General features: G+C 68.8%; 33 protein-coding genes. 17 read left to right on the forward strand and 16 right to left on the reverse strand.

The genetic code is table 11. The features are described 5' to 3' along the window. Positions 1–6: 6 nt before the first annotated feature. The 5 genes from EV379_RS10810 to EV379_RS10830 form a co-directional block, all read right to left on the reverse strand. On the reverse strand, positions 7–396 hold the full coding sequence (locus EV379_RS10810) for a DUF1801 domain-containing protein (protein WP_130506139.1): 390 nt from the start codon (positions 394–396) through the stop codon (positions 7–9). A gap of 36 nt (positions 397–432) precedes the next feature. Then, complete coding sequence (locus EV379_RS10815; protein ID WP_130506140.1) at positions 433–948, reverse strand: hypothetical protein; 516 nt, start codon at positions 946–948, stop codon at positions 433–435. 52 nt (positions 949–1,000) lie between these two features. Then, positions 1,001–1,189: a hypothetical protein gene (locus EV379_RS10820; RefSeq protein WP_130506141.1), complete on the reverse strand. Its 189-nt coding sequence runs from the start codon at positions 1,187–1,189 to the stop codon at positions 1,001–1,003. 30 nt (positions 1,190–1,219) lie between these two features. After that, a complete protein-coding gene (locus EV379_RS10825; RefSeq protein WP_130506142.1) occupies positions 1,220–2,128 on the reverse strand; it encodes an alpha/beta fold hydrolase in 909 nt (302 codons plus the stop codon). A gap of 153 nt (positions 2,129–2,281) precedes the next feature. Then, the gene (locus EV379_RS10830) at positions 2,282–2,635 is read right to left on the reverse strand and encodes a zinc ribbon domain-containing protein YjdM (protein WP_130506143.1); all 354 of its coding nucleotides are present in this window, start codon (positions 2,633–2,635) and stop codon (positions 2,282–2,284) included. A 139-nt stretch (positions 2,636–2,774) separates the two neighbouring features. On the opposite strand from EV379_RS10830, the gene EV379_RS10835 reads away from it, so the two are divergent. Both EV379_RS10835 and EV379_RS10840 read left to right on the forward strand, forming a co-directional pair. Continuing rightward, a complete protein-coding gene (locus EV379_RS10835; protein ID WP_207226236.1) occupies positions 2,775–3,008 on the forward strand; it encodes a PLD nuclease N-terminal domain-containing protein in 234 nt (77 codons plus the stop codon). 43 nt (positions 3,009–3,051) lie between these two features. Next, the gene (locus tag EV379_RS10840; RefSeq protein WP_130506144.1) at positions 3,052–3,750 is read left to right on the forward strand and encodes an alpha/beta fold hydrolase; all 699 of its coding nucleotides are present in this window, start codon (positions 3,052–3,054) and stop codon (positions 3,748–3,750) included. A 110-nt stretch (positions 3,751–3,860) separates the two neighbouring features. Here EV379_RS10840 and EV379_RS10845 read toward each other — a convergent pair whose 3' ends face one another. From EV379_RS10845 to EV379_RS10860, 4 genes are all read right to left on the reverse strand, one after another. Continuing rightward, on the reverse strand, positions 3,861–5,204 hold the full coding sequence (locus EV379_RS10845; RefSeq protein ID WP_130506145.1) for a hypothetical protein: 1,344 nt from the start codon (positions 5,202–5,204) through the stop codon (positions 3,861–3,863). Between the two features lie 192 nt (positions 5,205–5,396). Further along, positions 5,397–6,014, reverse strand: a complete 618-nt coding sequence (locus tag EV379_RS10850) for an RNA polymerase sigma factor (RefSeq protein ID WP_242616334.1) — start codon at positions 6,012–6,014, stop codon at positions 5,397–5,399. 80 nt (positions 6,015–6,094) lie between these two features. Continuing rightward, a complete protein-coding gene (locus tag EV379_RS10855) occupies positions 6,095–6,523 on the reverse strand; it encodes a cupin domain-containing protein (RefSeq protein ID WP_130506146.1) in 429 nt (142 codons plus the stop codon). A 72-nt stretch (positions 6,524–6,595) separates the two neighbouring features. Then, positions 6,596–7,078, reverse strand: coding sequence for a hypothetical protein (locus EV379_RS10860; protein WP_130506147.1), 483 nt, complete (start codon positions 7,076–7,078; stop codon positions 6,596–6,598). Between the two features lie 48 nt (positions 7,079–7,126). Here EV379_RS10860 and EV379_RS10865 point away from each other — a divergent pair, with 48 nt between their 5' ends. From EV379_RS10865 to EV379_RS10875, 3 genes are all read left to right on the forward strand, one after another. Then, a complete protein-coding gene (locus EV379_RS10865; RefSeq protein ID WP_130506148.1) occupies positions 7,127–7,564 on the forward strand; it encodes a VOC family protein in 438 nt (145 codons plus the stop codon). A gap of 299 nt (positions 7,565–7,863) precedes the next feature. Then, the gene (locus EV379_RS10870; RefSeq protein ID WP_341273546.1) at positions 7,864–8,214 is read left to right on the forward strand and encodes a VOC family protein; all 351 of its coding nucleotides are present in this window, start codon (positions 7,864–7,866) and stop codon (positions 8,212–8,214) included. 114 nt (positions 8,215–8,328) lie between these two features. After that, positions 8,329–9,003, forward strand: coding sequence for an alpha/beta hydrolase family protein (locus EV379_RS10875; protein WP_130506150.1), 675 nt, complete (start codon positions 8,329–8,331; stop codon positions 9,001–9,003). Between the two features lie 4 nt (positions 9,004–9,007). Here EV379_RS10875 and EV379_RS10880 read toward each other — a convergent pair whose 3' ends face one another. After that, complete coding sequence (locus EV379_RS10880; RefSeq protein WP_130506151.1) at positions 9,008–9,703, reverse strand: hypothetical protein; 696 nt, start codon at positions 9,701–9,703, stop codon at positions 9,008–9,010. Between the two features lie 52 nt (positions 9,704–9,755). Then, complete coding sequence (locus EV379_RS10885; protein ID WP_130506152.1) at positions 9,756–10,160, reverse strand: VOC family protein; 405 nt, start codon at positions 10,158–10,160, stop codon at positions 9,756–9,758. Positions 10,161–10,226: 66 nt separating this feature from the next. On the opposite strand from EV379_RS10885, the gene EV379_RS10890 reads away from it, so the two are divergent. Further along, positions 10,227–10,934 carry an alkylmercury lyase family protein gene (locus EV379_RS10890; RefSeq protein WP_242616335.1) on the forward strand — a complete coding sequence of 236 codons (708 nt, stop codon included), beginning with the start codon at positions 10,227–10,229 and terminating at the stop codon, positions 10,932–10,934. A 155-nt stretch (positions 10,935–11,089) separates the two neighbouring features. On the opposite strand, the gene ychF is transcribed toward EV379_RS10890, so the two are convergent. Further along, the gene (gene ychF, locus EV379_RS10895; protein ID WP_130506153.1) at positions 11,090–12,163 is read right to left on the reverse strand and encodes a redox-regulated ATPase YchF; all 1,074 of its coding nucleotides are present in this window, start codon (positions 12,161–12,163) and stop codon (positions 11,090–11,092) included. A gap of 114 nt (positions 12,164–12,277) precedes the next feature. On the opposite strand from ychF, the gene EV379_RS10900 reads away from it, so the two are divergent. Continuing rightward, complete coding sequence (locus EV379_RS10900) at positions 12,278–12,640, forward strand: DUF1801 domain-containing protein (protein ID WP_130506154.1); 363 nt, start codon at positions 12,278–12,280, stop codon at positions 12,638–12,640. Here the strand turns inward: EV379_RS10900 and EV379_RS10905 are convergent. Further along, complete coding sequence (locus EV379_RS10905) at positions 12,637–13,548, reverse strand: DMT family transporter (protein WP_130506155.1); 912 nt, start codon at positions 13,546–13,548, stop codon at positions 12,637–12,639. The two genes, EV379_RS10900 and EV379_RS10905, sit on opposite strands and share 4 nt — an antisense overlap. 67 nt (positions 13,549–13,615) lie before the next feature. Between EV379_RS10905 and EV379_RS10910 the strand changes: the two genes are divergently transcribed. Next, positions 13,616–14,233: an exonuclease domain-containing protein gene (locus EV379_RS10910; protein ID WP_130506156.1), complete on the forward strand. Its 618-nt coding sequence runs from the start codon at positions 13,616–13,618 to the stop codon at positions 14,231–14,233. 74 nt (positions 14,234–14,307) lie between these two features. Continuing rightward, positions 14,308–15,642, forward strand: a complete 1,335-nt coding sequence (locus EV379_RS10915; protein WP_207226237.1) for a DNA recombination protein RmuC — start codon at positions 14,308–14,310, stop codon at positions 15,640–15,642. 132 nt (positions 15,643–15,774) lie between these two features. On the opposite strand, the gene EV379_RS10920 is transcribed toward EV379_RS10915, so the two are convergent. Beyond that, positions 15,775–16,260: an Lrp/AsnC family transcriptional regulator gene (locus tag EV379_RS10920; RefSeq protein ID WP_130506157.1), complete on the reverse strand. Its 486-nt coding sequence runs from the start codon at positions 16,258–16,260 to the stop codon at positions 15,775–15,777. Positions 16,261–16,405: 145 nt separating this feature from the next. Here EV379_RS10920 and ald point away from each other — a divergent pair, with 145 nt between their 5' ends. Continuing rightward, on the forward strand, positions 16,406–17,506 hold the full coding sequence (gene ald / locus EV379_RS10925; protein ID WP_130506158.1) for an alanine dehydrogenase: 1,101 nt from the start codon (positions 16,406–16,408) through the stop codon (positions 17,504–17,506). A gap of 170 nt (positions 17,507–17,676) precedes the next feature. On the opposite strand, the gene glpX is transcribed toward ald, so the two are convergent. Continuing rightward, positions 17,677–18,666 carry a class II fructose-bisphosphatase gene (gene glpX / locus EV379_RS10930; RefSeq protein WP_207226238.1) on the reverse strand — a complete coding sequence of 330 codons (990 nt, stop codon included), beginning with the start codon at positions 18,664–18,666 and terminating at the stop codon, positions 17,677–17,679. Positions 18,667–18,940: 274 nt separating this feature from the next. On the opposite strand from glpX, the gene fbaA reads away from it, so the two are divergent. The 3 genes from fbaA to EV379_RS10945 all read left to right on the forward strand — a co-directional run bounded on the left by fbaA (position 18,941) and on the right by EV379_RS10945 (position 21,135). Continuing rightward, positions 18,941–19,966, forward strand: coding sequence for a class II fructose-bisphosphate aldolase (gene fbaA, locus EV379_RS10935; protein ID WP_130506160.1), 1,026 nt, complete (start codon positions 18,941–18,943; stop codon positions 19,964–19,966). 8 nt (positions 19,967–19,974) lie between these two features. Beyond that, positions 19,975–20,595 (forward strand): DUF6264 family protein, encoded by a 621-nt coding sequence (locus EV379_RS10940; RefSeq protein WP_130506161.1) that lies wholly within the window; start codon positions 19,975–19,977, stop codon positions 20,593–20,595. Positions 20,596–20,748: 153 nt separating this feature from the next. Then, positions 20,749–21,135, forward strand: coding sequence for a YciI family protein (locus EV379_RS10945; protein WP_130506162.1), 387 nt, complete (start codon positions 20,749–20,751; stop codon positions 21,133–21,135). Here the strand turns inward: EV379_RS10945 and EV379_RS10950 are convergent. Next, complete coding sequence (locus EV379_RS10950) at positions 21,122–22,159, reverse strand: 4-hydroxy-3-methylbut-2-enyl diphosphate reductase (protein WP_130507426.1); 1,038 nt, start codon at positions 22,157–22,159, stop codon at positions 21,122–21,124. The genes EV379_RS10945 and EV379_RS10950 overlap by 14 nt on opposite strands. Before the next feature lie 123 nt (positions 22,160–22,282). On the opposite strand from EV379_RS10950, the gene xseA reads away from it, so the two are divergent. The 4 genes from xseA to EV379_RS10970 are packed head-to-tail and all read left to right on the forward strand — an operon-like array spanning position 22,283 to position 25,116. Next, on the forward strand, positions 22,283–23,503 hold the full coding sequence (gene xseA / locus EV379_RS10955; RefSeq protein WP_341273533.1) for an exodeoxyribonuclease VII large subunit: 1,221 nt from the start codon (positions 22,283–22,285) through the stop codon (positions 23,501–23,503). Positions 23,504–23,555: 52 nt separating this feature from the next. Beyond that, positions 23,556–23,783 carry an exodeoxyribonuclease VII small subunit gene (locus EV379_RS10960; RefSeq protein WP_130506163.1) on the forward strand — a complete coding sequence of 76 codons (228 nt, stop codon included), beginning with the start codon at positions 23,556–23,558 and terminating at the stop codon, positions 23,781–23,783. Next, positions 23,780–24,451 carry a DUF4245 domain-containing protein gene (locus tag EV379_RS10965; protein ID WP_130506164.1) on the forward strand — a complete coding sequence of 224 codons (672 nt, stop codon included), beginning with the start codon at positions 23,780–23,782 and terminating at the stop codon, positions 24,449–24,451. Before EV379_RS10960 ends, EV379_RS10965 begins: the two co-directional genes overlap by 4 nt. Then, positions 24,448–25,116 (forward strand): carbonic anhydrase, encoded by a 669-nt coding sequence (locus EV379_RS10970; RefSeq protein ID WP_207226239.1) that lies wholly within the window; start codon positions 24,448–24,450, stop codon positions 25,114–25,116. Before EV379_RS10965 ends, EV379_RS10970 begins: the two co-directional genes overlap by 4 nt. Positions 25,117–25,166: the final 50 nt, after the last annotated feature.

Consider the following 25,166-nt stretch of genomic DNA (forward strand, 5'->3'; position numbering starts at 1 on the left):
CCGGCTCTATTCCTGCGACTGGGTCTGCGCGATCCACTGCGCCAGCACCGCAGAGAGGCGCTCCCGGCATCCGTCGAACTGCTCCCGGCTGTCGAAGCTGACGACCGCCCGGTCCGTGCCCTTCCAGTCCAGCAGGCCGTCTGCGCCGTCGATCGTGATCACGAGCGCGGCCGCGCGCTTCTTCGCGCCGGTGTGCAGCACGAGGCGGATCCCGCCCGTCGGCGCCACCCCGGTCGTCGCGAAGTGATCGCTGATGAAGAAGCTCGGCGCATTCCACTTGATCGTCTCGTCGATCCGCGGGTCGCTGGCTCGGATGAGGGCGCAGAGCTCGGCGAGCACGTCCGCGAGAGGGTGCCGCAGTGCGCTCAGGTAGTGCTCGACTTCAGCTCTCGACATAGACGGTCTCCTTCCCGAATCGCGTGAGCGGTGCCCTCATCCTCGCAGCAGCTCGACGCGTTCGGCCAGATAGTCGGCGAACGGGCGCAGCGCGTCATCGGGCGCTGATGCACTCCACCGCACGAGCGGCCGGCCATCCTTCACGACGAGCGGCCCCGCGGCATCCGCCACCGCGCCCGGATCGATCGGGTCGGCATCAAAGTTCACCGTCTCGCCGCGTTCGAATGGTCCGCGGAAGGCCGCGGCCCGGTAGCCTCGGCGCTCCTCGGCCGAGACGGACTGGTATCCGGGGTGCCGCGGATCGACGGCCCGCGTCGTGTGCCCGGTTGCGTACAGCTGCCCGTCGAGGCCGAGCAGGAAGACCCCGAGACGCCACACACGGCCTATGGGAACCATCCGCGGTTCGGCGGTGAACAGCAGCGCCCGTCGCCGCGTCGGCTCGAAGCGGGCGAGCGCCTCGGTGTGGGCATCCGCCGCCGTCAGCTGCAGCACGGCGTCCGCGATGGCCGCGTCGACGCTGGCCGCCGCCCGACTGCTCTGCTCATCACTCACCTGATGGAGTCTAGAACGAGGCCGACGCCTGTCGGCCTCGTCTGGCGCACGGCTACTCGGATGTCGGCACGAACTGCCAGTTGCCGACCGCCGTGTACGCCGAGTCCCTGATGGTCTCCGCGGAGCCATCCGCGACCTCGTAGTGCTTGAGGTTGCCCGCCCAGTACCGCAGGATGCGGGCGAGCTCCTCCTGCGGGTCACCGGCGAGCGCGTCGACGTCAACGCTGAGTGTGAACTTCATGCACTCACCCTAGGCAGGAGCCGGTGTCGTTCACCAGTCCCAGCGCACCGGGCCCTCCCCCAGTCGGCCGAGCAGGTCGCGCAGCACGGCTGTCCACTCCGCTGTGGCATCGAGGTGGGCATCGTGGCTGCCGGCACCGAGGTCGACGCGCAGAGTCGCCGGCCGCGCCTCGATGACAGCGTCTTTGTCGTCGGCGTCGAACATGCCGGACGGGGCGAACACGAGCGCCGTCGCGGGCTCGAGCGCCTCCCACTCGTCCCAGCGCGGCTGCGCGTGCACGGCCGCGATGGAGGCCTGCAGGAACGCCGCGTCGAAGCGCGGCCAGAGGCCATCGGCCCGCTGCTCCAGGTCCGCGGTCCACGCGCGTGCGATCGGGCTGTCGCCGAGGAACAGGGCGGCGGCGTCGGCATCCGCGAACGGAACCGGCCAGGAGCCGAAGTACGCGCCGATGCCGGCGGAAGCCTCGGGCGGCGATCCCTGCACCCCGCCCTCGAGCATGACGAGCATGCGCACGAGATCCGGGCGCGCGGCGGCGACGAGCATCGCGGTGTGCGCGCCCATCGAGTGCCCGACCAGGGCGACGCCCTCCGGGGCGTCCAGCTGCTCGATGACGGCGACGACGTCGCGCACATAGGCCGCGCGCGACGCATCATCCGGATGCCGCATGCTGTGGCCGTGCCCGCGCAGATCGACCAGCACGGAGCGGTAACCCGAACCGATCGCCTCCGCGGTCGGCACGAACTCCTCTGCGCTGCCGGCCAGGCCGTGCAGGAACACGACGGTCGGACGCGGTGCGGCAGCAGGCTGCTCAGCGTGTGCGGGCGCCCCGGCGCCCGCATGCGTGACGCCGAGCAGATAGCTGATCGTCACATCGCCGACGGCGAGCTCGTGGCGCTCCCACTCGATGGCGCGTTCGGGGGTGCTCGCAGTTTCTGGCATCCGACAACCCTAGCGAGGCCCGGGCACGCCCCCTGCACTCGCGGCCCGGGAAAGCTGCGTGGGCCCGGGGTATTCAACGAGCCCGTGCACATCTGGCGGGCCCGTGCACCGTTCGCGGGCCGCGTCGGCCCCGTTGCAGCGGAACGGTCGGGACTAGACCTTCTTGACGACGCTCGACTTGAGTTGTGTCGGCCCGACACCGTCGACCTTGCAGTCGATGTCGTGGTCGCCGACTCCCTGCATCAACCGGATGCCGCGCACCTTCGTGCCCACCTTGATCACCGTTGAGCTGCCCTTGACCTTGAGGTCTTTGATCACCGTGACGGTGTCGCCGTCGGCAAGCACGTTCCCGACGGCGTCCTTGATCACGGCCACGGGAGCCTCGGCATCCGCGTCATCGGAGCCAGCGGCCCATTCGTGCCCGCAGATCGGGCAGACCAGCAGTGCGCCCATCTCATAGGCGTGTTCGCTGGAGCATTCGGGGCAGAGCGGCAGGGAATCAGTCACCCGTCAAGGCTATCTGGCCGGCGACAGCGACCGTTCGCGTCGGCGCAGCACGCACGTGCGGCGAAGTTGGCTGAGACCATGGCCTGATCGGTGATCTGCTGCGAGACTGGCAGCACTCCAGACGATCACGAGGTGGATCATGAAGAATCAGATGCAGAAGCAGCGCTGGGAAGACATGAGCACGGGGCGCCGCGCAGGGGCCATCGTCGCCGGGGCCGTGCAGATCGCCCTCGCCGTCGCCGCCTGGGTCGACTTGGCGAAGCGCCCGGCCGAGCAGGTCAACGGGCCCAAGGGACTCTGGGGCGTGATCATCGCCATCAATTTCATCGGCCCGATCTCCTACTTCGTGGCAGGGCGCCGGCGCAGCGGCTGACACCGCGCCTGCGGACGTCGGACGAGGCGAGTATCCTGCCGCCATGGACATCGTGCTCGTACCTGGGTTTTGGCTAGACGCGTCATCGTGGACGGAGATCCTTCCACCGCTCGTGGAGGCGGGGCACCGCGTGCATCCGCTCACTCCGCCTGGGCTCGAGTCGCCGGACGCCCCACGCGCCGGCATCGGGCTGCGGCAACAGATCGACGCGGTCACCGCCGTCGTCGACGCGATCGACGGTCCTGTCGTGCTGGTCGGCCATTCCGGTGGCGGCGCCGTCATCTATGGGGTCACGGATGCCAGACCAGACCGCATCGCGCGTGCGATCTACGTCGACTCCGGCCCGCTCGGGCCCGGTGAGTCCATCAACGACAATCTGCCCTACGAGGGCGACGACATCCCGTTGCCGCCGTGGGACTTCTTCGACGATGCCGATCTCATCGACCTCGACGACGATCTGCGCGCCGCCTTCCGTGCCCGCGCCATCCCGGAGCCGCGCGGGGTCGCCTACGACGCCATGGAGCTGCACGACGAGCGCCGCCTCGACGTGCCGACGACGGTCATCGCGTGCGAGTTCACCGCGGCCCAGCTCAGCGACTGGGTCGGAGCCGGCCAGCCGTTCGTGGCGGAGCTCGCGCGCCTCACGGATGCCGAGTACGTCGACCTGCCGACCGGGCACTGGCCGCAGTTCACGAAGCCGGACGAGCTCGGCGCACTGCTCCTCGCCACTGTGGAGCGCTGAGCGGAGTTCCGCTCAGCGTGCAGCGGGGCGGCCGCCCGGGCGAACGGTCCTGAGCCCGGGGGCCATCGGGCACGCGCGCCCCCGCACGCGTGCCCGACGATGGGTCGCGGCTATTCGCTCGCGAAGTCAAGCATGGAGTCGGCGACGGCGATGACCGACCACGTGCCGCCGTCGGCATCCGTGAACTCGTACGCCGGGACGACCAGCACGCTGCCGTCCGGCTGCCACTGGCTCGACAGGCCGAGGCGTGCACTGACGATCTCGACCTCATTCACCGGCCAGGAGACTGTTGTGCCCGCCCCTGGGGTGGCGGGCGGCTCGGTCGGCGGCACCCACTCGGTGGAGGTCGCGGCCTGCGGCCCACGGAAGGCGATCGGCATGGCCGTCATCTGCGCGCCGAAGCGCGGGTCGGAGAGCCGCTCGAATGCCTCCTGCTCGCTGACGATCGGGTAGTCGCCGAGCGCGACGATGTCGGCCAGGCTGCCGGAGGCGTTGACGACACCGGAGGACGTGAGCTCCAGGTTCCAGGACTGGTCGAGGCGTTGCCCATTCACGACGGGCCAGGCTTGGGCCGGTCGGGTGAACGACCCCTCCCACGTCTCCGAGGTGTACTCGAAGGAGGCCGGGTCACGCCCGACCGAGGTGATCAGCGAGCGCAGAGCGTCGATCGCGGCATCCGCGCCCGGAAGGTCCGCCGGCGGCGCGCAGCTCTCGGCGGCATCCGCGCACTGCCAGGGGTTGATCAGAGGGTCGTTGAAGTAGAAACCGAGCGTGCCGTCGAGGCCCACGGAGAGGTACGGCGCGGTGCCGTCCTGGGGTCCGAGCTGCCACGAGCCGTCCTTGAGCACGGGCGTTCCCTCGATACCGAGCGCCGCCCCGAGTGCCGCGACCGACTCGGCGTTCGATGCAGCGCGGGCGTCATACGTGTACGCGGCCGCCGAGCCCGCGGCCGTCGACAAGCCGGAGGAGCTGAAGACGTTCCGTCCGAAGCCCGGGAACATCGTGTCGGGGGTCGCGTTCGCGGACATCTTCGACTGCGTCTCGACCGCGCCGCTCGATCCCTGCCCCGCGCCACCATCCGGAGCCGGAGTCCCGAGCCCTGCGCCCGACTGCAGCGAGATGGGCGGGGCCGCACCGTCGGCGATGGTGCTCGTGCCTCCGCCGGCCGACGCGCCGATGCCGTAGCCGGCGCTGCCGACGATCGCGAGCGAGGCCGCGACGGCGGCGATGGGAAGCCAGCGCGGACGGCGCCGCGCACGCTCGGCGCTGAGATCGGTCACGGCGGCGTCGGCCTGTGTCTCGTTCGCCGCGGTCTCGGCGGATGCCCCGGCGGGCTGGTCAGCCATCGCCCGGGCGACGACGTCATCCTCGAAGCCGGCGCGGGGTGTGACGCCGGATGCCGGGTCGGCGGCGCGCAGTCGCGCCAGCGGGTCGAGCTCGTTGTCGTCGTTCATGTCGATCGTCCTCACGTGAAGGGGCTTCACTGATGTATGTGTGTCGGGAGGGTGGAACCTTGCACGTGCGACGGAATCGATCACCGCGGAGTCGAGCCGCTCGTTCCGCCGCGGCCCGCGAAAACTGCACGGGCCCGGGAAATACGCCGGGCCGCTGCACTGTTCACGGGCCCCGAGGCGGGGCGAGGCGTGCTAGAAGGCGAGCCGCTCCTGCCACGCCTCGCGCAGGCGCTTGCGGGCGCGGGAGAGGGCGGCATCCGCCCCGGACCGCGAGATGCCGAGCGCGGCGCCGAGCTCTTCGCCGTCCAGGCCCTCCCACGCATGCAGGAGCAGGATCTGTCGGTCGCGCTCCCCGACGCTCTCAAGCGCACCGCGGAGTTCGGCGTCGAACAGGGCGCTCAGCTCTGGGTCCTCGCTGACGCGCGCTGTGCCCGTCTCGGGCACGATGTCGACCGGAAGGTCGACGTGCTTGCGGCGGTGGTTGGCCAGTGTGAATCCGGCCGTGCGGTAGAGCCAGGGCAGCACGGCATCCTGGGGTACATCGTCGCGCCGGCGCCAGGCGACCGCGAAGACCTCGGCGGCGAGATCTTCGGCGTCCTGGCGGGGCCCGCGGCGAGCGAAGTACCGCACGAGCGCGGTGGAGTGCTCGTGCACGATCGCCGTGAACCACCCCGCATCGGCGGGTGCAGCCCTCACAACGGCAACGCTTTCAATGGGATCGGTCACCACGGCAACGGGCTCGGCGGCACCATCGGGCGGGTTCTGCCCCTCGGTCGCATCGGGGGCGGCTGCGGCGCTGTCAGTCTTCACACCATGAATGTGTCACATCCACGCCACATCTTGCACGGATGGCGCACAATCGCAGGCGGGCTGTTCCCCGTCGCACGCAACTACCAGGGCAGCGGGCGGTCTGTGGCCCGTTCAGAGTCATTCGGAAGTGCGGGAAGCTCCTCGCCGCCGGCGCGGATGCAGAGCCAACGCAGTTGCTCGGCGGCATCCGGAGCGCAGCGCCAGGTGCGCCACACGCCCTGGCCCACTCGCACAACACTGCCGGCCTTCACGTCAACCACGTCGTCGTCGAGGCCCATCTGCCCGGTTCCGCCGAGGAACACGTACAGCTCCTCCACCCGGGAGTGCCGGTGCCAGTACCCGGCCTCCTCGCCGGGGGCCAGGGCGTTGACCGTCATGCCGATGTACTGCATCGTCAACTCCTGGTCGACCACGCGGCGCCCATCGCGCGAACTTTCTGGCCGGAAGCCGCCAAAGTGCTCGCGCCACTCGTCGAGGCCGCCGATGTCCAGAATCTCGTACTCACTCATGAGTGCAGACTACGAGAAGCGCGGTGTCGGTGCGGCGGGAACTCGCCTCGTTCGCTGAGGCCGCGCCCGAGTTCAGGACGGGATGTCGAGGCCGATCGGCGCGCCTTCGAGCGGGCCACCGCAGCGCTCACTCCCGCCAACACGTTGCCACTCGAGCGTCGCGTCCCCCTCGGCGAGAACCTCCCCGGCCGCAGAGACCGCTCGAACGGTGAGCGAGTCTGGCGCCTGGGTTGGGAAGGTGATCCTCCACGTGCGCTCGTTGATGCGCTCGGTGGAGAAGAGCAGCGACTCCGCCGTTGAAGCGGCGGTTGGATCGTCCTCCGGGAGCGCGGTCGCCACGTGCAAAGGCACGTCAGTCAGGCGCACGAAGGGAGCCGCCTCGGAGCAGACGCCGTCGAAGCACAGCTCAACAGCTGCCACGTCATCCACGTGCCCGTCGAGTTCGATGTTGACCGCGTTGATCCATCCGATGGCGGGGCACGCCTCTGCGCACCCCGGCACGGCCAGACTCAACAGCAGCACGGCGGCGAGGCCGAACACGCGGATTCTCCCCATGCCGGCCCACCGTAGCAGCCGGATCGGCCGGCAACCTAGGATGGCGCCATGACCGTGAGGATGGACAACGTCGGCATCGTCGTCGAGGATCTCGCCGCGGCGATCGGGTTCTTCCGAGAAATCGGGCTCGAGCTGGAGGGGCAGACCGTCGTAGAGGGCGAGTGGGCCGGACGCGTCACCGGGCTGGGGCAGCAGCGCGTCGAGATCGCGATGCTCCGCACGCCAGACGGCCACAGCCGAATAGAACTGTCGCGCTTCATTGAGCCGTCCGTCGTCGCCGATCATCGGAACGCCCCCGTGAACGCTCTGGGCTATCTCCGGGTGATGTTCGCGGTCGACGACATCGATGAGACGCTCGGTCGCCTGCGCGCGCACGGCGCGGAACTCGTCAGCAACGAGGTCGTCCAGTACGACGAGGCGTACCGGCTCTGCTATGTGCGTGGCCCGGAAGGCATTCTCGTCGGGCTTGCGCAGGAACTCGGCTGAGCACCGGCACAGGGATTCCGGCGCTTCCGGCACAAGAAGTACGTCTCGGTTAGCATGAGAGCGTGATTACCGGATCGGCTCGACGCCATGCACAGTTGGGCAAACCGGTCGTTCTCTGAGGCGCCGCCGGTCGTTGCGACCGCCGCACCCGTTCTCCCCGCTCGAGCCCGCTTGTCGCCGCTCGCGGGCACCGCCGTCTGGCGTGCCATTCGAATGCCAACGCATCGACGGCATCGACGACACGTCAGAAACAGCCAGAGAACAGGAGAACCACCATTTCAGCAGCGTTCAACCACACCATCATCGCTTCGACGGATCGGCACGAGTCCGCCAGGTTTTATCGGGATCTCATCGAAGCGGCGGAAGCCGCGTCCTGGGGACCATTCAGCAACATCACGCTCGACGACGGCGTGATGCTGCAGTTCGCGGAGCCGCCCGTCACCATTCAGATGCAGCACTACGCATTCCTGGTCGACGACGAGCTCTTCGATCGCGCCTACTCGCGCCTGATCGACTGGGGCGTGACCCACTGGGCCGACCCGCAGATGACCCGTCCGGGAGATACGAACACGGAGCACGGCGGGCGCGGCGTCTATTTCAAGGACCCTGCCGGGCACGCCATCGAGCTCATCACCCAGCCGTACCTTTAGAGGGTTCGGACCCGCTCGCGGACCGAGGCCGCCTCAGCGCGGCTTCGGGTCCGCTCGCCGGCTCGCGTGATGTCGTCATGTCCCCAGCGGCGCGGCTCGGGTAGCGTCATAGGCATGGAGCTTGACGTCCCAACGACCCTTGGACCAGGACGACTCGTCATCGACGCGGCGGAGGAGCCTCGTGCGGTGCTCTGGATCGGTCACGGCGCGGGCGGCAGGAAGGATGCCGTCGACACGCTCGCGCTCGCCGCTGCTCTGCCCGGTCTCGGCATCACCGTAGTGCGCTTCGAGCAGCCGTGGCGGGTGGCCGGGCGTAGCGTCGCTCCCCGACCTGCCGCGCTCGACGTGGCCTGGATGGCCGCGGCGCCGCACGTCGCCGAGATCGCCGCAGGACTCCCCCTCATCGTGGGCGGCCGCAGCGCGGGGGCACGGGTCGCCTGCCGGACGGCGGATGACGTCAAAGCCGTCGCTGTGGTCTGCCTGGCCTTCCCGCTCCACCCGCCGGGGAAGCCAGAGAGGTCCCGGATCGACGAGCTACTGCAGCCCACAGTTCCGGTGCTGGTGCTGCAGGGCGAGCGGGACACCTTCGGCAACGCGGAGGAGGTGTCAACGGCGATTGTCGAGGCCGCAGCGTCGAGCGAGCCCGTCTCGCCCCGCGGCATCCGTGTGGTTGCTGTTCCCGGTGCCGATCACTCGATGGCGGTGCTGAAGTCGTCACCGCTCGACGCCCCCGGCGTTGCGCGTCTGGTCGTCGAGACGGTGCGCGGCTTCATCGACGAACTCGTCTGAGGACCTATGCGCCCCAGTTCATGGCGGGGGTGATGATGCGGGAGACAACGTCGTTGTGCTCGGAGTCGACGACAAGCACGGAAAGCGCGGGCACGATATCGACACCGTACCCCTCAGGAAACTTCGGAAGCTCCGTCCATTCCAGTTGCAAGGGCCCGTCTGCGTAGCTTCGGACGTGCTCCGGGTGCGCGGCAGCAACGGCCGAAAAGGAATCGCCGACCGCCACACCGTCGCTGGTCGAGATCGTGAGTCCGCCCACGGTCGCAGCGGTCAGGAGAACGGAGAACTCCGGATAGTACGGGGCCTCGGTCGTCCACTCGCCATCCCGAATCGCAAACCCGCCCCAGTCATAGGACGTGCCAGGAGGGCTATCCCCACCGCCTTCATAGCGGCTGACAATCGGATCCGTGCCGAGAGCGGCAGTGAGCGTGGCGACGACATCCGCGGCGGGCTCAAAGTAGTCGTTCTCGCTCATCACCGTGCCTGCGCTGTCCACAACCTGGATCGACGTCACCGAGAGCACGATCGACGCCGCGGTGGCGGGTGCCGAACTCTCCGTCGCTGTTGGCGTCTGGGTAGCCGGCGGGGTGGTCTGGCCGGGTTGCTCGGTGGGCTCGGTTTGCGGCGAGCATCCAACAAGTGCGAGCGCTGCGATCCCCAGCGCAGCGATGACAAACTTCGGACGCCTCATGTTCCCCATGGGCACAGCATAGGGGCAGCACAATCTGGTCGGCTCGCGCCGCGCCTGCTGGTCAGTCGACCTCGCGCGGCGGGTTGTGCATGAATTCAATCCGGATGCCGTTGTCGTCCTCGACGAAGGAGGCATAGTACCGATCGGTGAAGCGGGGGTACTCCTTGGGGTCGCGCACAGTCGTCCACCCGGTCTCCGTTGCGATCCGGTGCAGGCGGTCGACCTCGTCGCGGGAATCGACGGCGAACGCGAGGTGCTGCCAGCCGACTCGCCCGTGACGGTGCGGTCCCGTACCCGGATCGCGTGCCGGCATCAGGATGAGCTCCGGCTCACCCTCAAGGTTCCAGGAGACGGACCCGTCGGCGTCGTGCCGGGCGAAACCGAGCGCCGCAAGCACGGGGTCGAACTGCGTGATTGCCCGCGGGACGTCGTCGACCGTGATGCCGAGATGATCGAAGATGGCCATGACGCCACGTTAGCGGATGCGCCCGCCCGGAACGGGTTTCCGTGCACCGTGCGGGAGACTGAGGACATGACTGAAACGCAACGACGCGACCCCATGAGCTCGCCAGAGAACCGCCGGATCCGCGACCTCGTCTACGCGACCTTCGCAGCCGAGGGGCGAGCTCCATCCATCGGGGAGTTGGCCCGCGTGACCGGCGCGGACACCGAAACGGTGAAGCGGCTCCTGTCCGAGTTGCACGGCGCCCATGCACTGGTGCTGAACGTCGAGCGCGACGCCGTGCGGATGGCACATCCGTTCACCGCCGCCCCAATGGCGTTCGTGCTGACGCCGCTCGACGGCCGAGACGACCGTCGCTGGTGGGGCGGCTGCGCCTGGGACTCGTTCGGCATCAGCGCGGCCATCAATCTCGACGTGCGCATCGACACCGCCTGCCCGCAGTGCGGCCGGAGCCTCTCCCTCGTCGCCGGCCCGGACACGGCCCCGCAGGGAGAGCTCGCCGTCCGGTTCCCGCGGCCAGCGGCCGAGTGGTGGGAGGACGTCGTGGCCACGTGCACGATGATCCGACTCTTCTGCTCCCGCGACCACGCCGAGCAGTGGACCGCCGAGCACGCTCCCGGCACCGGCTACGTCGCCGACGCCGGCACCGTCTGGGATCTCGCCCAGGCCTGGTACGGCGACCGGCTCGACCCGGCCTTCGAGCCACACTCGCGCGAGCACAACCAAGCGCTGTTGGAGGAGCGCGGCCTCAGCGGTGAGTTCTGGCGGCTGCCGTGATGGCCCCGCCCCACCACGCGCCATTCCCGCCATCCACTCTCCAGAAAACGTTCTAAGAATCAGATCGTGGAACATTTTCTTGCGAGCGGATGCCGGGACACCGCAAACGCCCGCCCTCGAGCAGAGGACGGGCGCTTTGGGCGCGCGACGGGCGGCTACACGTTGAAGCGGAACTCCACGACGTCGCCGTCCTGCATGACGTACTCCTTGCCCTCCATACGGGCCTTGCCCTTGGAGCGGGCCTCTGCGACGGAGCCGGTCTCGACGAGGTCGTCGAAGGAGATGACCTCGGCCTTGATGAAGCCGCGCTCGAAGTCGGTGTGGATGACGCCGGCCGCCTGCGGGGCCTTGGCGCCCTTGGGGATCGTCCACGCGCGGGTCTCTTTGGGGCCGGCCGTGAGGTAGGTCTGCAGGCCGAGCGTGTCGAAACCGATACGGGCGAGCTGGTTCAGGCCGGACTCGGTCTGGCCGGTCGATGCAAGCATCTCGGCGGCATCCTCGTCGTCGAGGTCGATGAGCTCGGACTCGAGCTTGGCGTCGAGGAAGATCGCCTGGGCCGGGGCGACGAGCGCGGCCAGCTCGGCCAGCTTGGCGTCATCCTGCAGCACGGCCTCATCGACGTTGAAGACGTAGATGAAGGGCTTGGCGGTGAGCAGACCGAGCTCCTTAATGGGCTCGAGGTCGACGGATGCCGCCGACAGCGGCGTTCCGGTGTTCAGCACGTCGCGCGCCTCGGTGGCGGCCACGAGGGCCTCCGGGCCGAGCTTCTTGCCCTTGATCTCCTTCTCGAAGCGCGGGATCGCCTTCTCGAGGGTCTCCAGGTCGGCGAGGATCAGCTCAGTGTTGATGGTCTCCATGTCGCCGGCCGGGTTGACCTTGCCGTCGACGTGCACGACGTCGGAGTCGGCGAAGCCGCGCACGACCTGGGCGATGGCGTCGGCCTCGCGGATGTTCGCGAGGAACTTGTTGCCGAGGCCCTCACCTTCGCTGGCACCGCGCACGATGCCGGCGATGTCGACGAACGACACCGCTGCGGGCAGGATGCGCTCGCTGCCGAAGATCTCGGCGAGTTTGTCGAGCCGGGCATCCGGCAGGTTCACGACGCCGATGTTGGGCTCGATCGTGGCGAACGGGTAGTTCGCCGCGAGAACCTGGTTCTTCGTCAGAGCGTTGAAAAGGGTTGACTTGCCGACGTTGGGCAGACCAACGATTCCAATTGTAAGAGCCACGGTGGAACAGTCTACCTTTTGCGGCGGCACTTCCCGGCTGGCGGGCATTGACGCCTCGGATGCCGCGCAGTAGCCTCACACAACCCGCGCCAGCAGACAGCAGGAGAGGCACCCATGCGCAACAGAGACGTCGACGTCTACGCCGAAGCCCGACTCACGCCGGAGCAGCGCGAGATCTTCGAGACGCTGCGGCGGATCGTCGAGGATACGGTCCCGACCGCGCACGAGGTGATGAGCGGCGGTTCCCCCGCCTGGCAGGGCCACCGCATCCTCGCGGTCGTCAGCGCGAATGCCAGCCACCTGACCGTGCTGTTCGAGCGCGGCGCCTCCTTCACGGACGAGCACTGGCTGCTCGAAGGCACCGGGTTCAACACGAGGCACCTCAAGCTCAGCTCCGCGGATGACGTGCAGGAAGACGCCATCCGGGACTACCTCACGCAGGCCGCCACGCTCGACAATCCGCCGGTCCGCGGCTAGGGAGCCGACTGCGCCACCCCCGCCGCCGGGGATGCGGCAGGCGGATGCTTCCTCCTGCTCGTCAGGTAGACGCCGGCGAGCACGAGCACGCCCCCGACGATGTGCGCCGGGCTGAGCTCGCCGCCGAGCAGCACCGAGATGAGCACGGTGAACACAGGGAGCAGGTTGAGGAAGATGCCGGCGCGGGCGGGCCCGATGCGCCCGGCGCCGATGTTCCAGAGCGCGTAGGACGCGACGGATGGGAACAGGATGATGTACGCCAGACCGGTGAAGCCGGCGGCATCCGTCGGCAACTGCACGCCGAACGCCAGGACGAACGGCACCATCAGCACGATCGCGAACACGGCCTGCACGGCGGTGGCCGTCACCGGCGGCGTCGTCACCCGGCGCCCGATGAGCGAGTACGCGGTCCAGACGAGGACGGCCGCGACGATCAGCAGATCGCCCGGGTTGAAGCCGCTCTCGAGGATGCGGGCGACGCTGCCGCCGCTCAGCACGACGAGCACACCGGCGAAGGAGAGCACGAGGCCGACGATGCGGCTGCCGGCAAGGCGGTCACCGAGGAACAGCGCGGCAGCCAGGGCGATCATGGCCGGGTTCGTCGCGCTGATGACGGCGGCGCTGACCGGGGTCGTGAAGCCGAGCGCCCAGTAGAGGAACAGCGTGTAGCCGACGAGGCCGAGCGCGGACTGCAGGGCGTGCAGTCGCCACTCGGCGAGCGCCCGCCGCCAGGAGACGCGCTCGATCAGCCAGGCCAGCGGCACGAGCAGGAACGAGGCGCAGAGCCAACGACTGAAGGTGAGCGACACCGGCGACATCTGTGTGACGACCATGGCGCCGAAGACGAAGTTGCCGGCCCAGAAGAGGTTGGCGAGCACGAGGAAGAGGTAGACCTTGGCGTGCTTCACCGTGCCAGCTTAGGGCGCTCCGGGGCGTTCGCGGCCCACTGTCACCCCGGCGTGAGAGCATGGAAATGTGCCATTGGACTTCACCGCGATCGACTTCGAAACCGCCAACTCCTCCAGCGCATCGGCCTGTTCGGTCGGCCTGGTGAAGGTGCGCGACGGCCGCGTCGTCGACGAGGCGAGCTGGTTCATCCGGCCCGCTCCCCCGCACGACGAGTTCGTGGAATGGAACACGCGCATCCACGGCATCGTCGCGGCGGATGTCGCGAACGCCGCGGACTGGGCGGAACAGCTGCCCGATCTGCTCGACTTCGTCGACGGCGACCACCTGGTCGCCCACAACGCCGGCTTCGACCTCGGCGTCATCAAGGCGGCCACCACCGCCAGCGGGCTCATCGTGCCCGACCTCCGCTACGTCTGCAGCCTGCAGGTGGCCCGCCGCACCTACCACCTCGACTCCTACCGTCTGCCCGTCGCCGCGATGGCCGCCGGCTTCGAAGACTTCCGCCACCACGACGCCCTCGCCGACGCGGAGGCATGCGCCGCGATCATTGTGCACGCCGCGGCCAGGCACGAGGCGGAAGACCTCGAGCGCCTCGCCCACATCACCCGGGTCAAGGTCGGCGTGATCGGCCCCGTCGCCACCGCCGAACACGCGAGCACGCACGGCCCGATGGCGCTGCAGTAAGCGCCCATCCGCCCGCAACCCGACTCTCCGGTGCGGCAACGGGCCGTGTCGGTGGCAGCTGATTCACTTGCAGCATGGAACCACTTCTGATGCTCGTGCTCGGACTGCTGCTCGGTGCCGCCCTCGGCGTGATCGGCACCTGGCTGTTCGCGCGGCGCACCGCCGCTGCCGGCGCCGGAGCGGCCGCCCTGTCGCCGGAGGTGCTGGCCGCGCAGCACGCGCTGCAGCTGGCGGAGACGCGGGCGAGCGCGGCATCCGCCCACGCCGAGCTGCGGGCGGAGCTGGCCGCGGCCGACGCCACCGTCGACAGCCTGCTGGCCCAGATCGAGGCCCAGAAGCTGCAGTTCTCCGAGCTGGCCGAGCGGCACCGGGCCGACCGGATCGAGCAATCGGAGCGGGAGAAGCGCGAGAGCGCGGTGTTGCAGGCGCTCGGGCCGGTGCGCGAGACGCTGACCACGATGCAGAGCACCGTCGCCGAGCTTGAGAAGCAGCGCAGCGAGCAGTTCGGCTCGCTCTCCGAACAGCTCAAGCAGGCCCAGCTCTCCGACGAGCAGCTGCGCGGCGCCACCGAGTCGCTGGCCAGCGCGCTGCGCTCCAACAGCACGCGCGGCGTGTGGGGCGAGACGCAGCTGCGCCGCGTCGTCGAGGCCGCCGGCCTGGCCCAGTACGTCGACTTCGACACCCAGCAGTCGATCACGACCGATGCCGGCGCGGGCCGCCCCGACATGGTGATCCGCCTGCCAGGCGGCAAGTCCATCGCGGTCGACGCGAAGGTGCCGCTCGAGCACTACATCGAGGCAAGCCAGATTCCCGTCACGGCGAACGGCGAGGAGGGCGCGCGGCGCAAGGCGCTGGTCGACCGCCACGTCAAGGCCGTGCGCGCACACATCGACGCCCTCGCCAAGAAGACCTACTGGGAGGGACTGGACGCCAGCCCCGAGTTCGTCGTCGCCTTCATCCCCAGCGAGTCGCTGCTCTCCTCCGCGCTCGAGGCCGACCCGGCGATCCTCGAGTACTCCTTCGGCAAGCGGGTCGCGCTCGCCTCTCCCGTGAATCTCTGGGCGGTGCTGAAGACGGTCGCCTACACCTGGCAGGAGCAGGCGCTGACGGATGACGCCAAGAAGCTATTCGAGCTCGGTAAGGCGCTCTACGCCCGGCTCGGCACGCTCAGCGCCCACGCCGACGGGCTGCGCAAGGCGATCGAGCGCACCGTCGACAGCTACAACAAGTTCGCGAACTCGCTCGAGACACGTGTGCTCGTGACGGCCAGGCAGTTCCCCGGCATCGACGAGACCAAGCTCGACCTGCTGATCGAGCCGGCACCGATCCATGAGGTGCCGCGCAAGCTCACCGCTGTCGAGCTGGAGCTGCCGGCATCCGCCGTGGAGCGCGAGGAGCACGCGAGCTAGGCCCCTCGCTGACTGAGCCTCCCCCGCTGGGTGAGCCTCCCCCGCTGGGTGAGCTTCCCCGCGGCCCGCTGATTGAGCTTGTCGAAATCAAGGTTTCGACAGGCTCAACCACCGGGGATTCACCGCACGGCGTCAGCCGCGCAACGGCCCGTACTCGTGGTCGAAGATGACGCTCGTGTTCGTCGACGCGACGATCGGCTGCGTCGAGAGGTGGTCCGTCACGAAGTCGCGGAGGTCCTGGGTGTTGCGGCCGCGGAAGTGGATCACGAAGTCCTCCGCGCCGGCGAGGTAGAAGTACTGCGCCACCTGCGGCAGTTCCCGCAGCTGATCGGCGAAGGTGTCGAGCCGGTCGCGCGCGCCGGGGCGGATGCGCACCGACACCAGCGCCTGCATCCCGAAGCCCAGCGCATCGGCGTCGACGTCCACGGTGAAGCGCCGGAGCACGCCCGTGTCGACCAGCGTGCGCACGCGCTGCAGGCAGGTCGACGGAGAGATCCCGGCGATCTCGGCCAGGCGGTTGTTGGGGATACGGCTGTTCTCGCGCAGCGCGGCGATCAGCACCCGATCGGTGTCGTCGAGCGTGACGAACTCGGGGGAATCATTCTGCACACGGGCCATCTGGGCACCTCCTACCGAATTTTCGCATAGAGGATTATGAGTTCCTGCCCGATAATGCGGATTTCTTGTGTGCCGTGCGCATTCGTGCGGAAATAGTCAACGCACTTTCCCCATTATGCGACCACACACGTCGAAGGAGACACGGATGCTCGTCGGAGTTCCCACCGAGATCAAGAACAACGAATTCCGGGTCGCGGCGACGCCCTCCGGCGTGCACGAGCTCGTCAGCCGCGGGCACCGCGTGCTCGTGCAGAGCGGGGCAGGAGTCGGCTCCTCGTTCAGCGACGAGGAGTACACCCTCGCCGGCGCCGAGATCGTGCAGGCCGCGGCCGACGTCTGGGCCGCCGCCGAACTCATCCTCAAGGTCAAGGAACCCGTCGAGAGCGAGTATCCACTGATCAGAGACAGTCAGATCCTGTTCACCTACCTGCACCTCGCGGCCGACCGGCCACTCACCGAGGCGCTCATCGCATCCGGGGCCACCGCCATCGCGTACGAGACCGTGCAGCTCCCCGACCGATCCCTGCCGCTGCTCTCCCCCATGAGCGAGATCGCCGGGCGCCTGTCTGTGCAGGCCGGCGCACAGGAACTGCTCCGCCCAGCCGGCGGACGCGGCCTGCTGCTCGGCGGCGTGCCGGGAACCCCGCGCGGCAACGTCGTCGTGATCGGCGGCGGTGTCGCGGGTGAACACGCGGCCGCCATGGCCGTCGGGCTCCAGGCCCACGTGACCGTCGTCGACATCTCGGTGCCCCGCCTCCGCCAGCTCGACGCCCGCTTCGGCGGTCGGGTCGACACCCGTCGCTCGAGCGCCTTCGAGATCGCCGCGCTGCTGGCCGAGGCCGACCTCGTGATCGGTTCCGTGCTCATTCCGGGAGCCGCGGCTCCCAAGCTCGTGACCGATGCGATGGTCGCGTCGATGAAGCCGGGCTCGGTGCTCGTGGACATCGCCATCGACCAGGGCGGATGCTTCGAGGGATCCCGGGCGACGACGCACGACGAGCCCGTCTACCGCGTGCACAACTCGACCTACTACTGCGTCGCGAACATGCCGGGTGCCGTGCCGCAGACCTCGACGATCGCCCTGACCAACGTGACGCTCCCCTACGCCATCGCCATCGCCGACCGCGGCTGGGAGCAGGCGGTCGCCGCCGACTCCGCCCTCGCACTCGGTGTCAACGTGCAGGGCGGCCAGGTCGTGAACGCGGCCGTCGCCGCAGCACACGGGCTGGAGCTCGTCGGGGCGTGACGCGAAGCGTCACGAAAGGCGGCAGCCCACACCCAGACATCCTCAACAACCGCAAGCGATGCTGGTGCGGCTGCTGTGCACGGTTTCGACAAGCTCAACCAACGGGGTGGCCACTCAACTAACGTGGTTGGCCACTCAACCGGCGGGGTGGCCTCAAGTGGCAGGCGGGACTACTGCCACTTCGAGACGAGGTGGTCGGCGGTCACGCGACGGATCGTGCCCGACTTCGCGCGCAGGATGATGCTCTCCGTGCGGATGTGGGTGCGGCCGATCTTGCGCGGCCCGGCGAGCAGCCCGCCGTCGGTGACGCCGGTGGCGACGAAGAAGGTGTTGCCGCCCTTCACGAGGTCGTCGACCTCGTAGATCCGGTCGCAGTCGAGGCCGGCAGCCTCGCCGCGGGCGCGCTCCGCGGCATCCTTCGGCGCCATTCGGGTCTGCATGAATCCACCGATCGCCTTGATCGCGCAGGCGGTGGTGATGCCCTCAGGGCTGCCGCCGATGCCGACGCACATGTCGATGCGGGAGTCGTAGCGGGCGGCGTTGATGCCGCCGGCGACGTCTCCGTCGCTCATCAAGCGGGTGCCGGCTCCGGCCTCGCGGATCTCGGCGATGAGCTGTTCGTGCCGCGGGCGGTCGAGCACGGCGACCCGCATGTCACCGACGTCGATGTTCTTGGCCTTGGCCAGGGCGTGGATGTTGTCAGCGATCGGGCGACGGATATCGATGACACCGATTCCCTCCGGGCCCGTCACGATCTTGTCCATGTAGAACACGCTCGAGGCGTCGAGCATGGTGCCACGGTCGGAGACGGCGATCACGGAGAGCGCGTTCTGCCGACCCGCGGCGGTGAGGCTCGTGCCGTCGATGGGGTCGACCGCGATATCGCAGGCCGGGCCGCGGCCATTGCCGACGCGTTCCCCGTTGTAGAGCATGGGGGCGGCATCCTTCTCGCCCTCGCCGATGACGACGAGGCCGTCAAAGCTGACCGTTCCGAGGAATGCGCGCATCGCGTCGACGGCTGCCCCGTCGGCACCGAGCTTGTCGCCGCGGCCGATCCACGGCACGGCGCGGATCGCGGCCGCCTCCGTGGCCCGCACCAGCTCCATCGCGAAGTTGCGGTCGGGGTGGTGGTAGAGGCTGGAGGTGTCGGTGCTCATCATGGTGGGTCCTCCCGGACGCGGGTTGAATGGCCGTCGGCGCAGTCCTGCGCGCACGGCGGCCCGAACGGGCCGCCAGTTTCAGCGTAGGCAGCGTGCCCGTGCACGTCGCAAGAAACAGAAGGAAATATCGCGAAAGAATCGCATTCCTTAACGGATCAGCCAAGAAACCGCTGCACCTTCGTGCGGCGATCGCGCTCAGCGCTGGGCAAATGTGCACGGGGGCCTCTGCTGGATAGACTTTGCTCACACCCAAGATCAACGCCAAGGAGCTTCCATGCCCATCGCAACCCCCGAGCAGTACGCCGCAATGCTGGACAAGGCCAAGGACAAGGGCTTCGCCTACCCGGCCTTCAACGTCTCCTCCTCGCAGACGATCAACTCCGTGCTGCAGGGACTCACCGAGGCCGGCTCCGACGGCATCATCCAGGTCACCACCGGCGGCGCCGACTACTTCGCCGGCCACACCGTCAAGAACCGCGCGTCCGGCGCGCTGGCCTTCGCCAAGTACGTGCACGCCGTCGCCGACAACTACCCGATCACGGTTGCACTGCACACCGACCACTGCCCGAAGAACGCACTGGACGACTTCGTGATGCCGCTCATCGCCGCGTCCGAAGAGGCCGTTGCGGCTGGCGGCAACCCGATCTTCCAGTCCCACATGTGGGACGGCTCGGCCGTGCCGCTGACCGAGAACCTCGAGATCGCCCAGCAGATCCTCCCCCGCCTCAAGGCCATCAACGCGATCCTCGAGGTCGAGATCGGCGTCGTCGGCGGCGAAGAAGACGGTGTCAGCCACGACATCAACGACAGCCTCTACACGACCCTCGACGACGCCATCGCGACGGTCGAGGCCCTGGGCCTCGGCGAGAACGGCCGCTACATGTCGGCCCTCACCTTCGGCAACGTGCACGGCGTCTACAAGCCGGGCAACGTGCAGCTGCGCCCGGCCCTGCTCAAGGAGATCCAGGACGGCATCCAGGCGAAGTATGGCACCGGCGCGCTGCCCCTCGACCTCGTCTTCCACGGCGGTTCCGGTTCGACCGATGCCGAGATCGCCGAGGCCGTCGCCAACGGTGTCATCAAGATGAACATCGACACCGACACCCAGTACGCGTTCACACGTGCGATCGCCGACTACATGCTGAAGAACTACGACGGCGTGCTCAAGGTCGACGGCGAGGTTGGAAACAAGAAGCTCTACGACCCCCGCGCCTGGGGCAAGGTCGCCGAGACCGCCATGGCCGCCCGCGTGGTCGAGTCGACGAAGCAGCTCGGCTCCTTCGGTCACTCGAACAGCTAGTCACCGCCATGACTGAGAACGAGGCCGCCGCCAGCCCTGAAGGATCGAAGCCAGAGACTTCGAGGGCCGACGAGCGGCCTCGTCCTCGTTACGGCGAGCTCGCGCCGGAGGGCTGGGAGTGGAAGCCACCCGCCCCGCCGGCCGCGAGCGAGCCGCCGGCTCCCGCGGCGCCGCCCGCCGCACCGACCGCGCCCTGGCCCCCGGCCCCGACCGGCCCCGCGTCGGCCGGGCTTGCCGCACCGACCGCGCCGCGCACGCCCGCTGAGGCTCTGCGCGCGGACCGGCGCATCACGATCGCGCTGCTGGTCTTCGGCCTGTTCGGGCTGTGGATGGCGATCAACACGCTGTCCTCCATCCCCGAGGCGCTGCAGCTCCTGCACAGCCAGCAGGGGCTGGCCGACTACGTCGCCAGCGAGGGCGACATGCGCACGATCCTGATCGGCAATGTCGTGCAGGGAGTGCTCTGGGTCGCCACGGCCATCTGGGCTGTGCTCCGGATGCAGCACGCCCGGCGGGCCTTCTGGGTGCCGCTGGTCGGCGGCGTGCTGTCCGTCATCCTGCTGTTCGCCGTCGTCTCGATGGTGGCGGCCAACGACCCGCTTCTGATGCAGCTGCCCGGCGCCGTCTAGCGCGTCAACTCCGCTCACCGCGGCGCGAACTCGTAGAAATGGTCCCCTCTCCGCCGGAGAGGGGACCATTTCTACGAGCTCGTCACCCTCGCGCTCCGAGCGCTGGCAATCGCCTCTGCACGGTGGGACAATCGGGGCACGGAGGCGATCCACATGCGATTCACGCTGTTGATGTACTACGCGGAGCAAGGCGACACCGGTCTCAGCGAGGAGGAGATGGCGCCATGGCGCGACGCCTTCGACCGCTACGGCAGAGAACTGGATGACGCCGGAATCCTGATCGCGGCCGAGGTGCTGCAGGCGTCATCCGAGTCGGCCATCTACCGGGTACGCGACGGCCAGCGCGAAGACCTCGTCGGGGTGCTGAGCGATGACCCGGAGAAACTCGGCGGATTCTTCGTGATCGACGCGCACGATCCGGCGGCCGCACTCGGCTGGGCGGAGAAGTGCCCGGCAGCGCAGTGGGGCACGATCGAGATCCGCCCCACCGCCGTCAGCTGGTCACACGGGGAAGGCTGGCACGAGCCTACGGCTTCGTAGTCCGACCGCCGAGCGCCCGCTCGTCCTGCTTACCGGAGAGCCCCTTGCGGAGCTCCTTCGGCAGGCTGAAAATCAGGTCTTCCTCAGCGGTCTTGACTTCCTGCACCGTGCCGTAGCCGGCATCCGCCAGATCACGCAGCAGCTCCTGCACGAGCTCGTCCGGAACCGAGGCGCCACTCGTGACGCCGACCGTCGCGACACCGTCGAGCCATTCCTGCTTGACCTCGCTGGCGTAGTCGACCCGGTACGCGGCCGAGGCGCCGTACTCGAGGGCGACCTCGACCAGGCGCACGCTGTTGGAGCTGTTGGCCGAGCCGACGACGATCACGAGCTCGGCGTCGCGGGCGACCTTCTTGATGGCCACCTGGCGGTTCTGCGTGGCGTAGCAGATGTCGTCGCTGGGCGGATCCTGGAGCTTGGGGAACTTCTCCCGGAGTCGGCGAACCGTCTCCATCGTCTCGTCGACACTGAGCGTGGTCTGCGAGAGCCAGACGACCTTGTCGGGATCCTTGACCTCGATGTTCTCGACGTCGTCCGGGCTGTTCACGATGGTCACGTGATCCGGCGCCTCGCCGGCCGTGCCCTCGACCTCCTCGTGGCCTTCGTGCCCGATCAACAAGATCTCGTAGTCGTCGCGGGCGAAACGCACGGCCTCGCGGTGCACCTTGGTGACCAGCGGGCAGGTGGCGTCGATGGCCTGCAGGCCGCGGTCGGCGGCGGCGTTGACGACGGCAGGCGAAACGCCGTGCGCGCTGAAGACGAGGTGTGACCCCTCCGGAACCTCGTCGACCTCTTCAACGAAGATGGCGCCGAGGGCCTCGAGTTCGGTCACGACGTGGATGTTGTGCACGATCTGCTTGCGCACGTAGACGGGGGCGCCGTAGTGCTCGAGCGCCTTCTCGACGGCGATCACGGCCCGGTCGACGCCGGCGCAGTACCCGCGCGGGGCGGCGAGCAGGACCTTCTTCTCACCGGACACAGGGTTGTTTTTCAAGTGCCCGCGGCGGCTGGGAATGCGGGGCATCCCGAGGCCGATGGTGGGGGCATCCGTCTGATTCGTCACAGCCCAAGTCTAGGCTGGGAGCCTGTGAAGAAGCGGCGCACCCCGGTGGTGCGCGCGCCGTCGACGTTTCTGGAGGATCCGCGCGTGAGCGATGCAACACCCACCCTCGAGGCCCCCTGGCCGGTTGCCGTGCTCTCGCAGAAGATCCGCGGCTACATCGAGCGGCTCGGCACCGCGTGGGTCGAGGGCGAGATCACGCAGTGGGGCGTCTCCGGAGGCAACGTCTACGGCAAACTCAAGGACCTCAACGAGGACGCGACGGTCAGCTTCAACGTCTGGTCCTCGGTGCGCGCCAAGCTCGATGGCGACTTCAAGCAGGGTGACCGCGTCATCGCCCTCGTCAAGCCGAACTACTGGGTCAAGGGCGGCACGCTCACCATGCAGGTGTTCGAGCTGCGCCACGTCGGCCTCGGCGACCTGCTGGAGCGCCTGGAACGCCTCCGCAAGCAGCTCGCCGCCGAGGGACTCTTCGACGCCTCGCGCAAGCGGCCGCTGCCGTTCCTGCCGCACTGCATCGGCCTGGTCACCGGCAAGGACTCGGATGCCGAGAAAGACGTCATCCGTAATGCCCAGCTGCGCTGGCCCGCGGTGAACTTCCGCGTCGTGCACGCGGCGGTGCAGGGCGATCGTTCCGTTGGCGAGGTGGCCGCGGCGATCGAGAAGCTCGACGCCGATCCGGAGGTTGACGTCATCATCGTCGCGCGCGGTGGCGGCGACTTCCAGAACCTGCTCGGCTTCAGCGACGAGCGCGTCGTGCGCGCCGCCGCCGCCGCGCAGACCCCGATCGTCAGCGCCATCGGGCACGAGGCCGACCGCCCGCTGCTCGACGAGGTCGCCGACCTCCGGGCGTCGACGCCGACCGATGCCGCCAAGCGCGTCGTTCCGGATGTCGCGGAGGAGCTGGCCAGGGTGCAGCAGGCCCGCGCCCGCATCGGCACCCGCCTCACCGGCATTCTCGCGGCCGAGATCGACCGAATCTCGCAGCTGCGCAGCCGCCCCGTGCTGGCGGACACGGCGTGGATCTTCGACTCCCGCACCCAGGACCTCACCCGCTACGTCGCGCGCGGGGTGGAGCTGGTCGAACGCCGCCTCGAACGAGCGGGAGACCAGACCGCCGAACTGCGCGCCCAGCTGCGCGCGCTCTCGCCGCAGGCCACCCTCGACCGCGGCTACGCGATCGTGCAGCTTCCGGATGGCGGCGTGCTGCGCGAGGCGGCGCAGGCGCCAGACGGCACCGAGTTACGCCTGACCCTCTCGAGCGGCGCCGTGACGGCGCGGTCGACCGGCCAGACGGCGAGCCGCTGAGCGCATCGGCGCAGCGGACGGTGTGCACAGTGTTGCCGCGTAGAATCGAGACATGCCCGTGAACGATGACCTCGCAGAACTGAGCTATGAGCAGGCGCGCGATGAACTGATCCGTGTCGTCAGCGAACTCGAACAGGGTTCCTCGACGCTGGAGCAGTCCCTCGCCCTCTGGGAGCGTGGTGAAGCGCTGGCGCGCCGCTGCGAGCAGTGGCTGATCGGGGCCAAGGAACGCCTCGAGGCTGCCAGGGCCGGGGCGGAAGCCGCGGCATCCGCCGAATGAGCGTGCCAACCATGAAGCAGCCGGGCAAGGCGCCCCGTGTCGTCGCCGAGCTCGGACGCCCGGAGACCCCGGAGGAGACCGCGGCGCGCAAGGCCGAGAACTCGCGCAAGCACCGTGCGAAGCAGACGATCAACAACCTCGTGCTGTCGCTGCTCGCGACCCTCGCCATCGTCGTCGTGATCGTGCTGATCGTGCCGCGCAGCGACAAGCCGATCGAACGAGACATCGACTGGTCGGCCGCGGCCGCCGCGGTGCAGCCCTCCGTCGATGTGACGCTCGTCGACCCGGAGCTCCCCGCCGGTTGGACCTCGAATTCGGCGACACTCAGCACCGACAAGGCCGACATCACCAGCTGGTACATCGGCCTGATCAGTCCCGAGAAGCAGTACCTCGGCATCCACCAGGCGATCGACGCCGACGCCAGCTGGCTCTCCGGCCTGCTCGACGGCACCGAGCCCGTGTCCAGCGTCACGGTGGACGGCATCGAGTGGGATGTCTACTCGAACCCGAAGCCCGTTGAGGACCGCGGACTCTTCCACAACGCCCTTGTGACCGAGGCCGGACCGAGCACCATCGTGGTGCTGGGCGAGCCCTCCCCCGAGGTGTTTAACGCTATTGCCCAAGAACTGGCCCCTGATGTCCGGGCCGCCCAGGAGGATGCTCGATGACCGTTGCCAGCACAACCGCCACCCACGCCGCCGCATCGCGGCTGACTCCCGCAGAGGCATGGGCGGAGATGCGCGCGGGCAATGACCGTTTCGTGGCCGGTGCCCCCGTGCACCCGCACCAGGACGTCGCCAGCCGACGCTCCCTCGCGAAGGCGCAGGGCCCCCGTGCCGCGCTGTTCGGTTGCGCGGACTCCCGTCTCGCCGCCGAGATCATCTTCGACGTCGGCCTCGGCGACCTCTTCGTCGTCCGCAACGCCGGACAGGTCATCGGCGACTCCATCATCGGTTCCCTCGAGTACGCCGTCGGTGTTCTGCACGTGCCGCTCATCGTCGTGCTCGGCCACGACTCCTGCGGTGCCGTGCAGGCGGCGATCGAGTCGCGTCTGCCGGATGCCGCGCCGCTGCCGCACTACATCGACGGGCTCGTGCAGAAGATCGTCCCTGCGGTGCAGCGCGTCACCGGGAACCGCGAGATCACCAATGCGAAGCAGGTCGACGCCGGCTTCGTCGGGCGCGAACACCTCCGCGACACCGTCGCCGAGCTGATCGCCTCCTCCGAGATGATCAGCGATGCCATCGCGGCCGGCACCTTGGCCGTCGTCGGCGCCAACTACCGCCTCCTCGAGGGGCGCGCAGAGACCGACGTCATCGTCGGCGTCGTCTGAGCGGCATCCGCTCGTCACGTCTGCACTCCAGCTTTCCCATTACCGGCGGC

Origin of the sequence: Microterricola gilva, assembly GCF_004217495.1 — a bacterium.
Lineage (GTDB): Bacteria > Actinomycetota > Actinomycetes > Actinomycetales > Microbacteriaceae > Microterricola > Microterricola gilva.

Coding starts and splice junctions, on each gene's coding strand:
- EV379_RS10945 (WP_130506162.1), top strand. CDS start 20,749: ATGCGATTCACGCTGTTGATGTACTACGCGGAGCAAGGCGACACCGGT.
- EV379_RS10840 (WP_130506144.1), top strand. CDS start 3,052: ATGGACATCGTGCTCGTACCTGGGTTTTGGCTAGACGCGTCATCGTGG.
- EV379_RS10855 (WP_130506146.1), bottom strand. CDS start 6,523: ATGAGTGAGTACGAGATTCTGGACATCGGCGGCCTCGACGAGTGGCGC.
- EV379_RS10820 (WP_130506141.1), bottom strand. CDS start 1,189: ATGAAGTTCACACTCAGCGTTGACGTCGACGCGCTCGCCGGTGACCCG.
- EV379_RS10885 (WP_130506152.1), bottom strand. CDS start 10,160: ATGGCCATCTTCGATCATCTCGGCATCACGGTCGACGACGTCCCGCGG.
- EV379_RS10865 (WP_130506148.1), top strand. CDS start 7,127: ATGACCGTGAGGATGGACAACGTCGGCATCGTCGTCGAGGATCTCGCC.
- EV379_RS10825 (WP_130506142.1), bottom strand. CDS start 2,128: ATGCCAGAAACTGCGAGCACCCCCGAACGCGCCATCGAGTGGGAGCGC.
- EV379_RS10875 (WP_130506150.1), top strand. CDS start 8,329: ATGGAGCTTGACGTCCCAACGACCCTTGGACCAGGACGACTCGTCATC.
- EV379_RS10965 (WP_130506164.1), top strand. CDS start 23,780: ATGAGCGTGCCAACCATGAAGCAGCCGGGCAAGGCGCCCCGTGTCGTC.
- fbaA (WP_130506160.1), top strand. CDS start 18,941: ATGCCCATCGCAACCCCCGAGCAGTACGCCGCAATGCTGGACAAGGCC.
- EV379_RS10950 (WP_130507426.1), bottom strand. CDS start 22,159: ATGCCCCGCATTCCCAGCCGCCGCGGGCACTTGAAAAACAACCCTGTG.
- EV379_RS10960 (WP_130506163.1), top strand. CDS start 23,556: ATGCCCGTGAACGATGACCTCGCAGAACTGAGCTATGAGCAGGCGCGC.
- EV379_RS10880 (WP_130506151.1), bottom strand. CDS start 9,703: ATGGGGAACATGAGGCGTCCGAAGTTTGTCATCGCTGCGCTGGGGATC.
- EV379_RS10900 (WP_130506154.1), top strand. CDS start 12,278: ATGCGCAACAGAGACGTCGACGTCTACGCCGAAGCCCGACTCACGCCG.
- EV379_RS10890 (WP_242616335.1), top strand. CDS start 10,227: ATGACTGAAACGCAACGACGCGACCCCATGAGCTCGCCAGAGAACCGC.
- EV379_RS10810 (WP_130506139.1), bottom strand. CDS start 396: ATGTCGAGAGCTGAAGTCGAGCACTACCTGAGCGCACTGCGGCACCCT.
- EV379_RS10920 (WP_130506157.1), bottom strand. CDS start 16,260: ATGGCCCGTGTGCAGAATGATTCCCCCGAGTTCGTCACGCTCGACGAC.
- EV379_RS10970 (WP_207226239.1), top strand. CDS start 24,448: ATGACCGTTGCCAGCACAACCGCCACCCACGCCGCCGCATCGCGGCTG.
- ald (WP_130506158.1), top strand. CDS start 16,406: ATGCTCGTCGGAGTTCCCACCGAGATCAAGAACAACGAATTCCGGGTC.
- EV379_RS10915 (WP_207226237.1), top strand. CDS start 14,308: ATGGAACCACTTCTGATGCTCGTGCTCGGACTGCTGCTCGGTGCCGCC.
- glpX (WP_207226238.1), bottom strand. CDS start 18,666: ATGATGAGCACCGACACCTCCAGCCTCTACCACCACCCCGACCGCAAC.
- EV379_RS10860 (WP_130506147.1), bottom strand. CDS start 7,078: ATGGGGAGAATCCGCGTGTTCGGCCTCGCCGCCGTGCTGCTGTTGAGT.
- EV379_RS10835 (WP_207226236.1), top strand. CDS start 2,775: ATGAAGAATCAGATGCAGAAGCAGCGCTGGGAAGACATGAGCACGGGG.
- EV379_RS10845 (WP_130506145.1), bottom strand. CDS start 5,204: ATGAACGACGACAACGAGCTCGACCCGCTGGCGCGACTGCGCGCCGCC.
- EV379_RS10940 (WP_130506161.1), top strand. CDS start 19,975: ATGACTGAGAACGAGGCCGCCGCCAGCCCTGAAGGATCGAAGCCAGAG.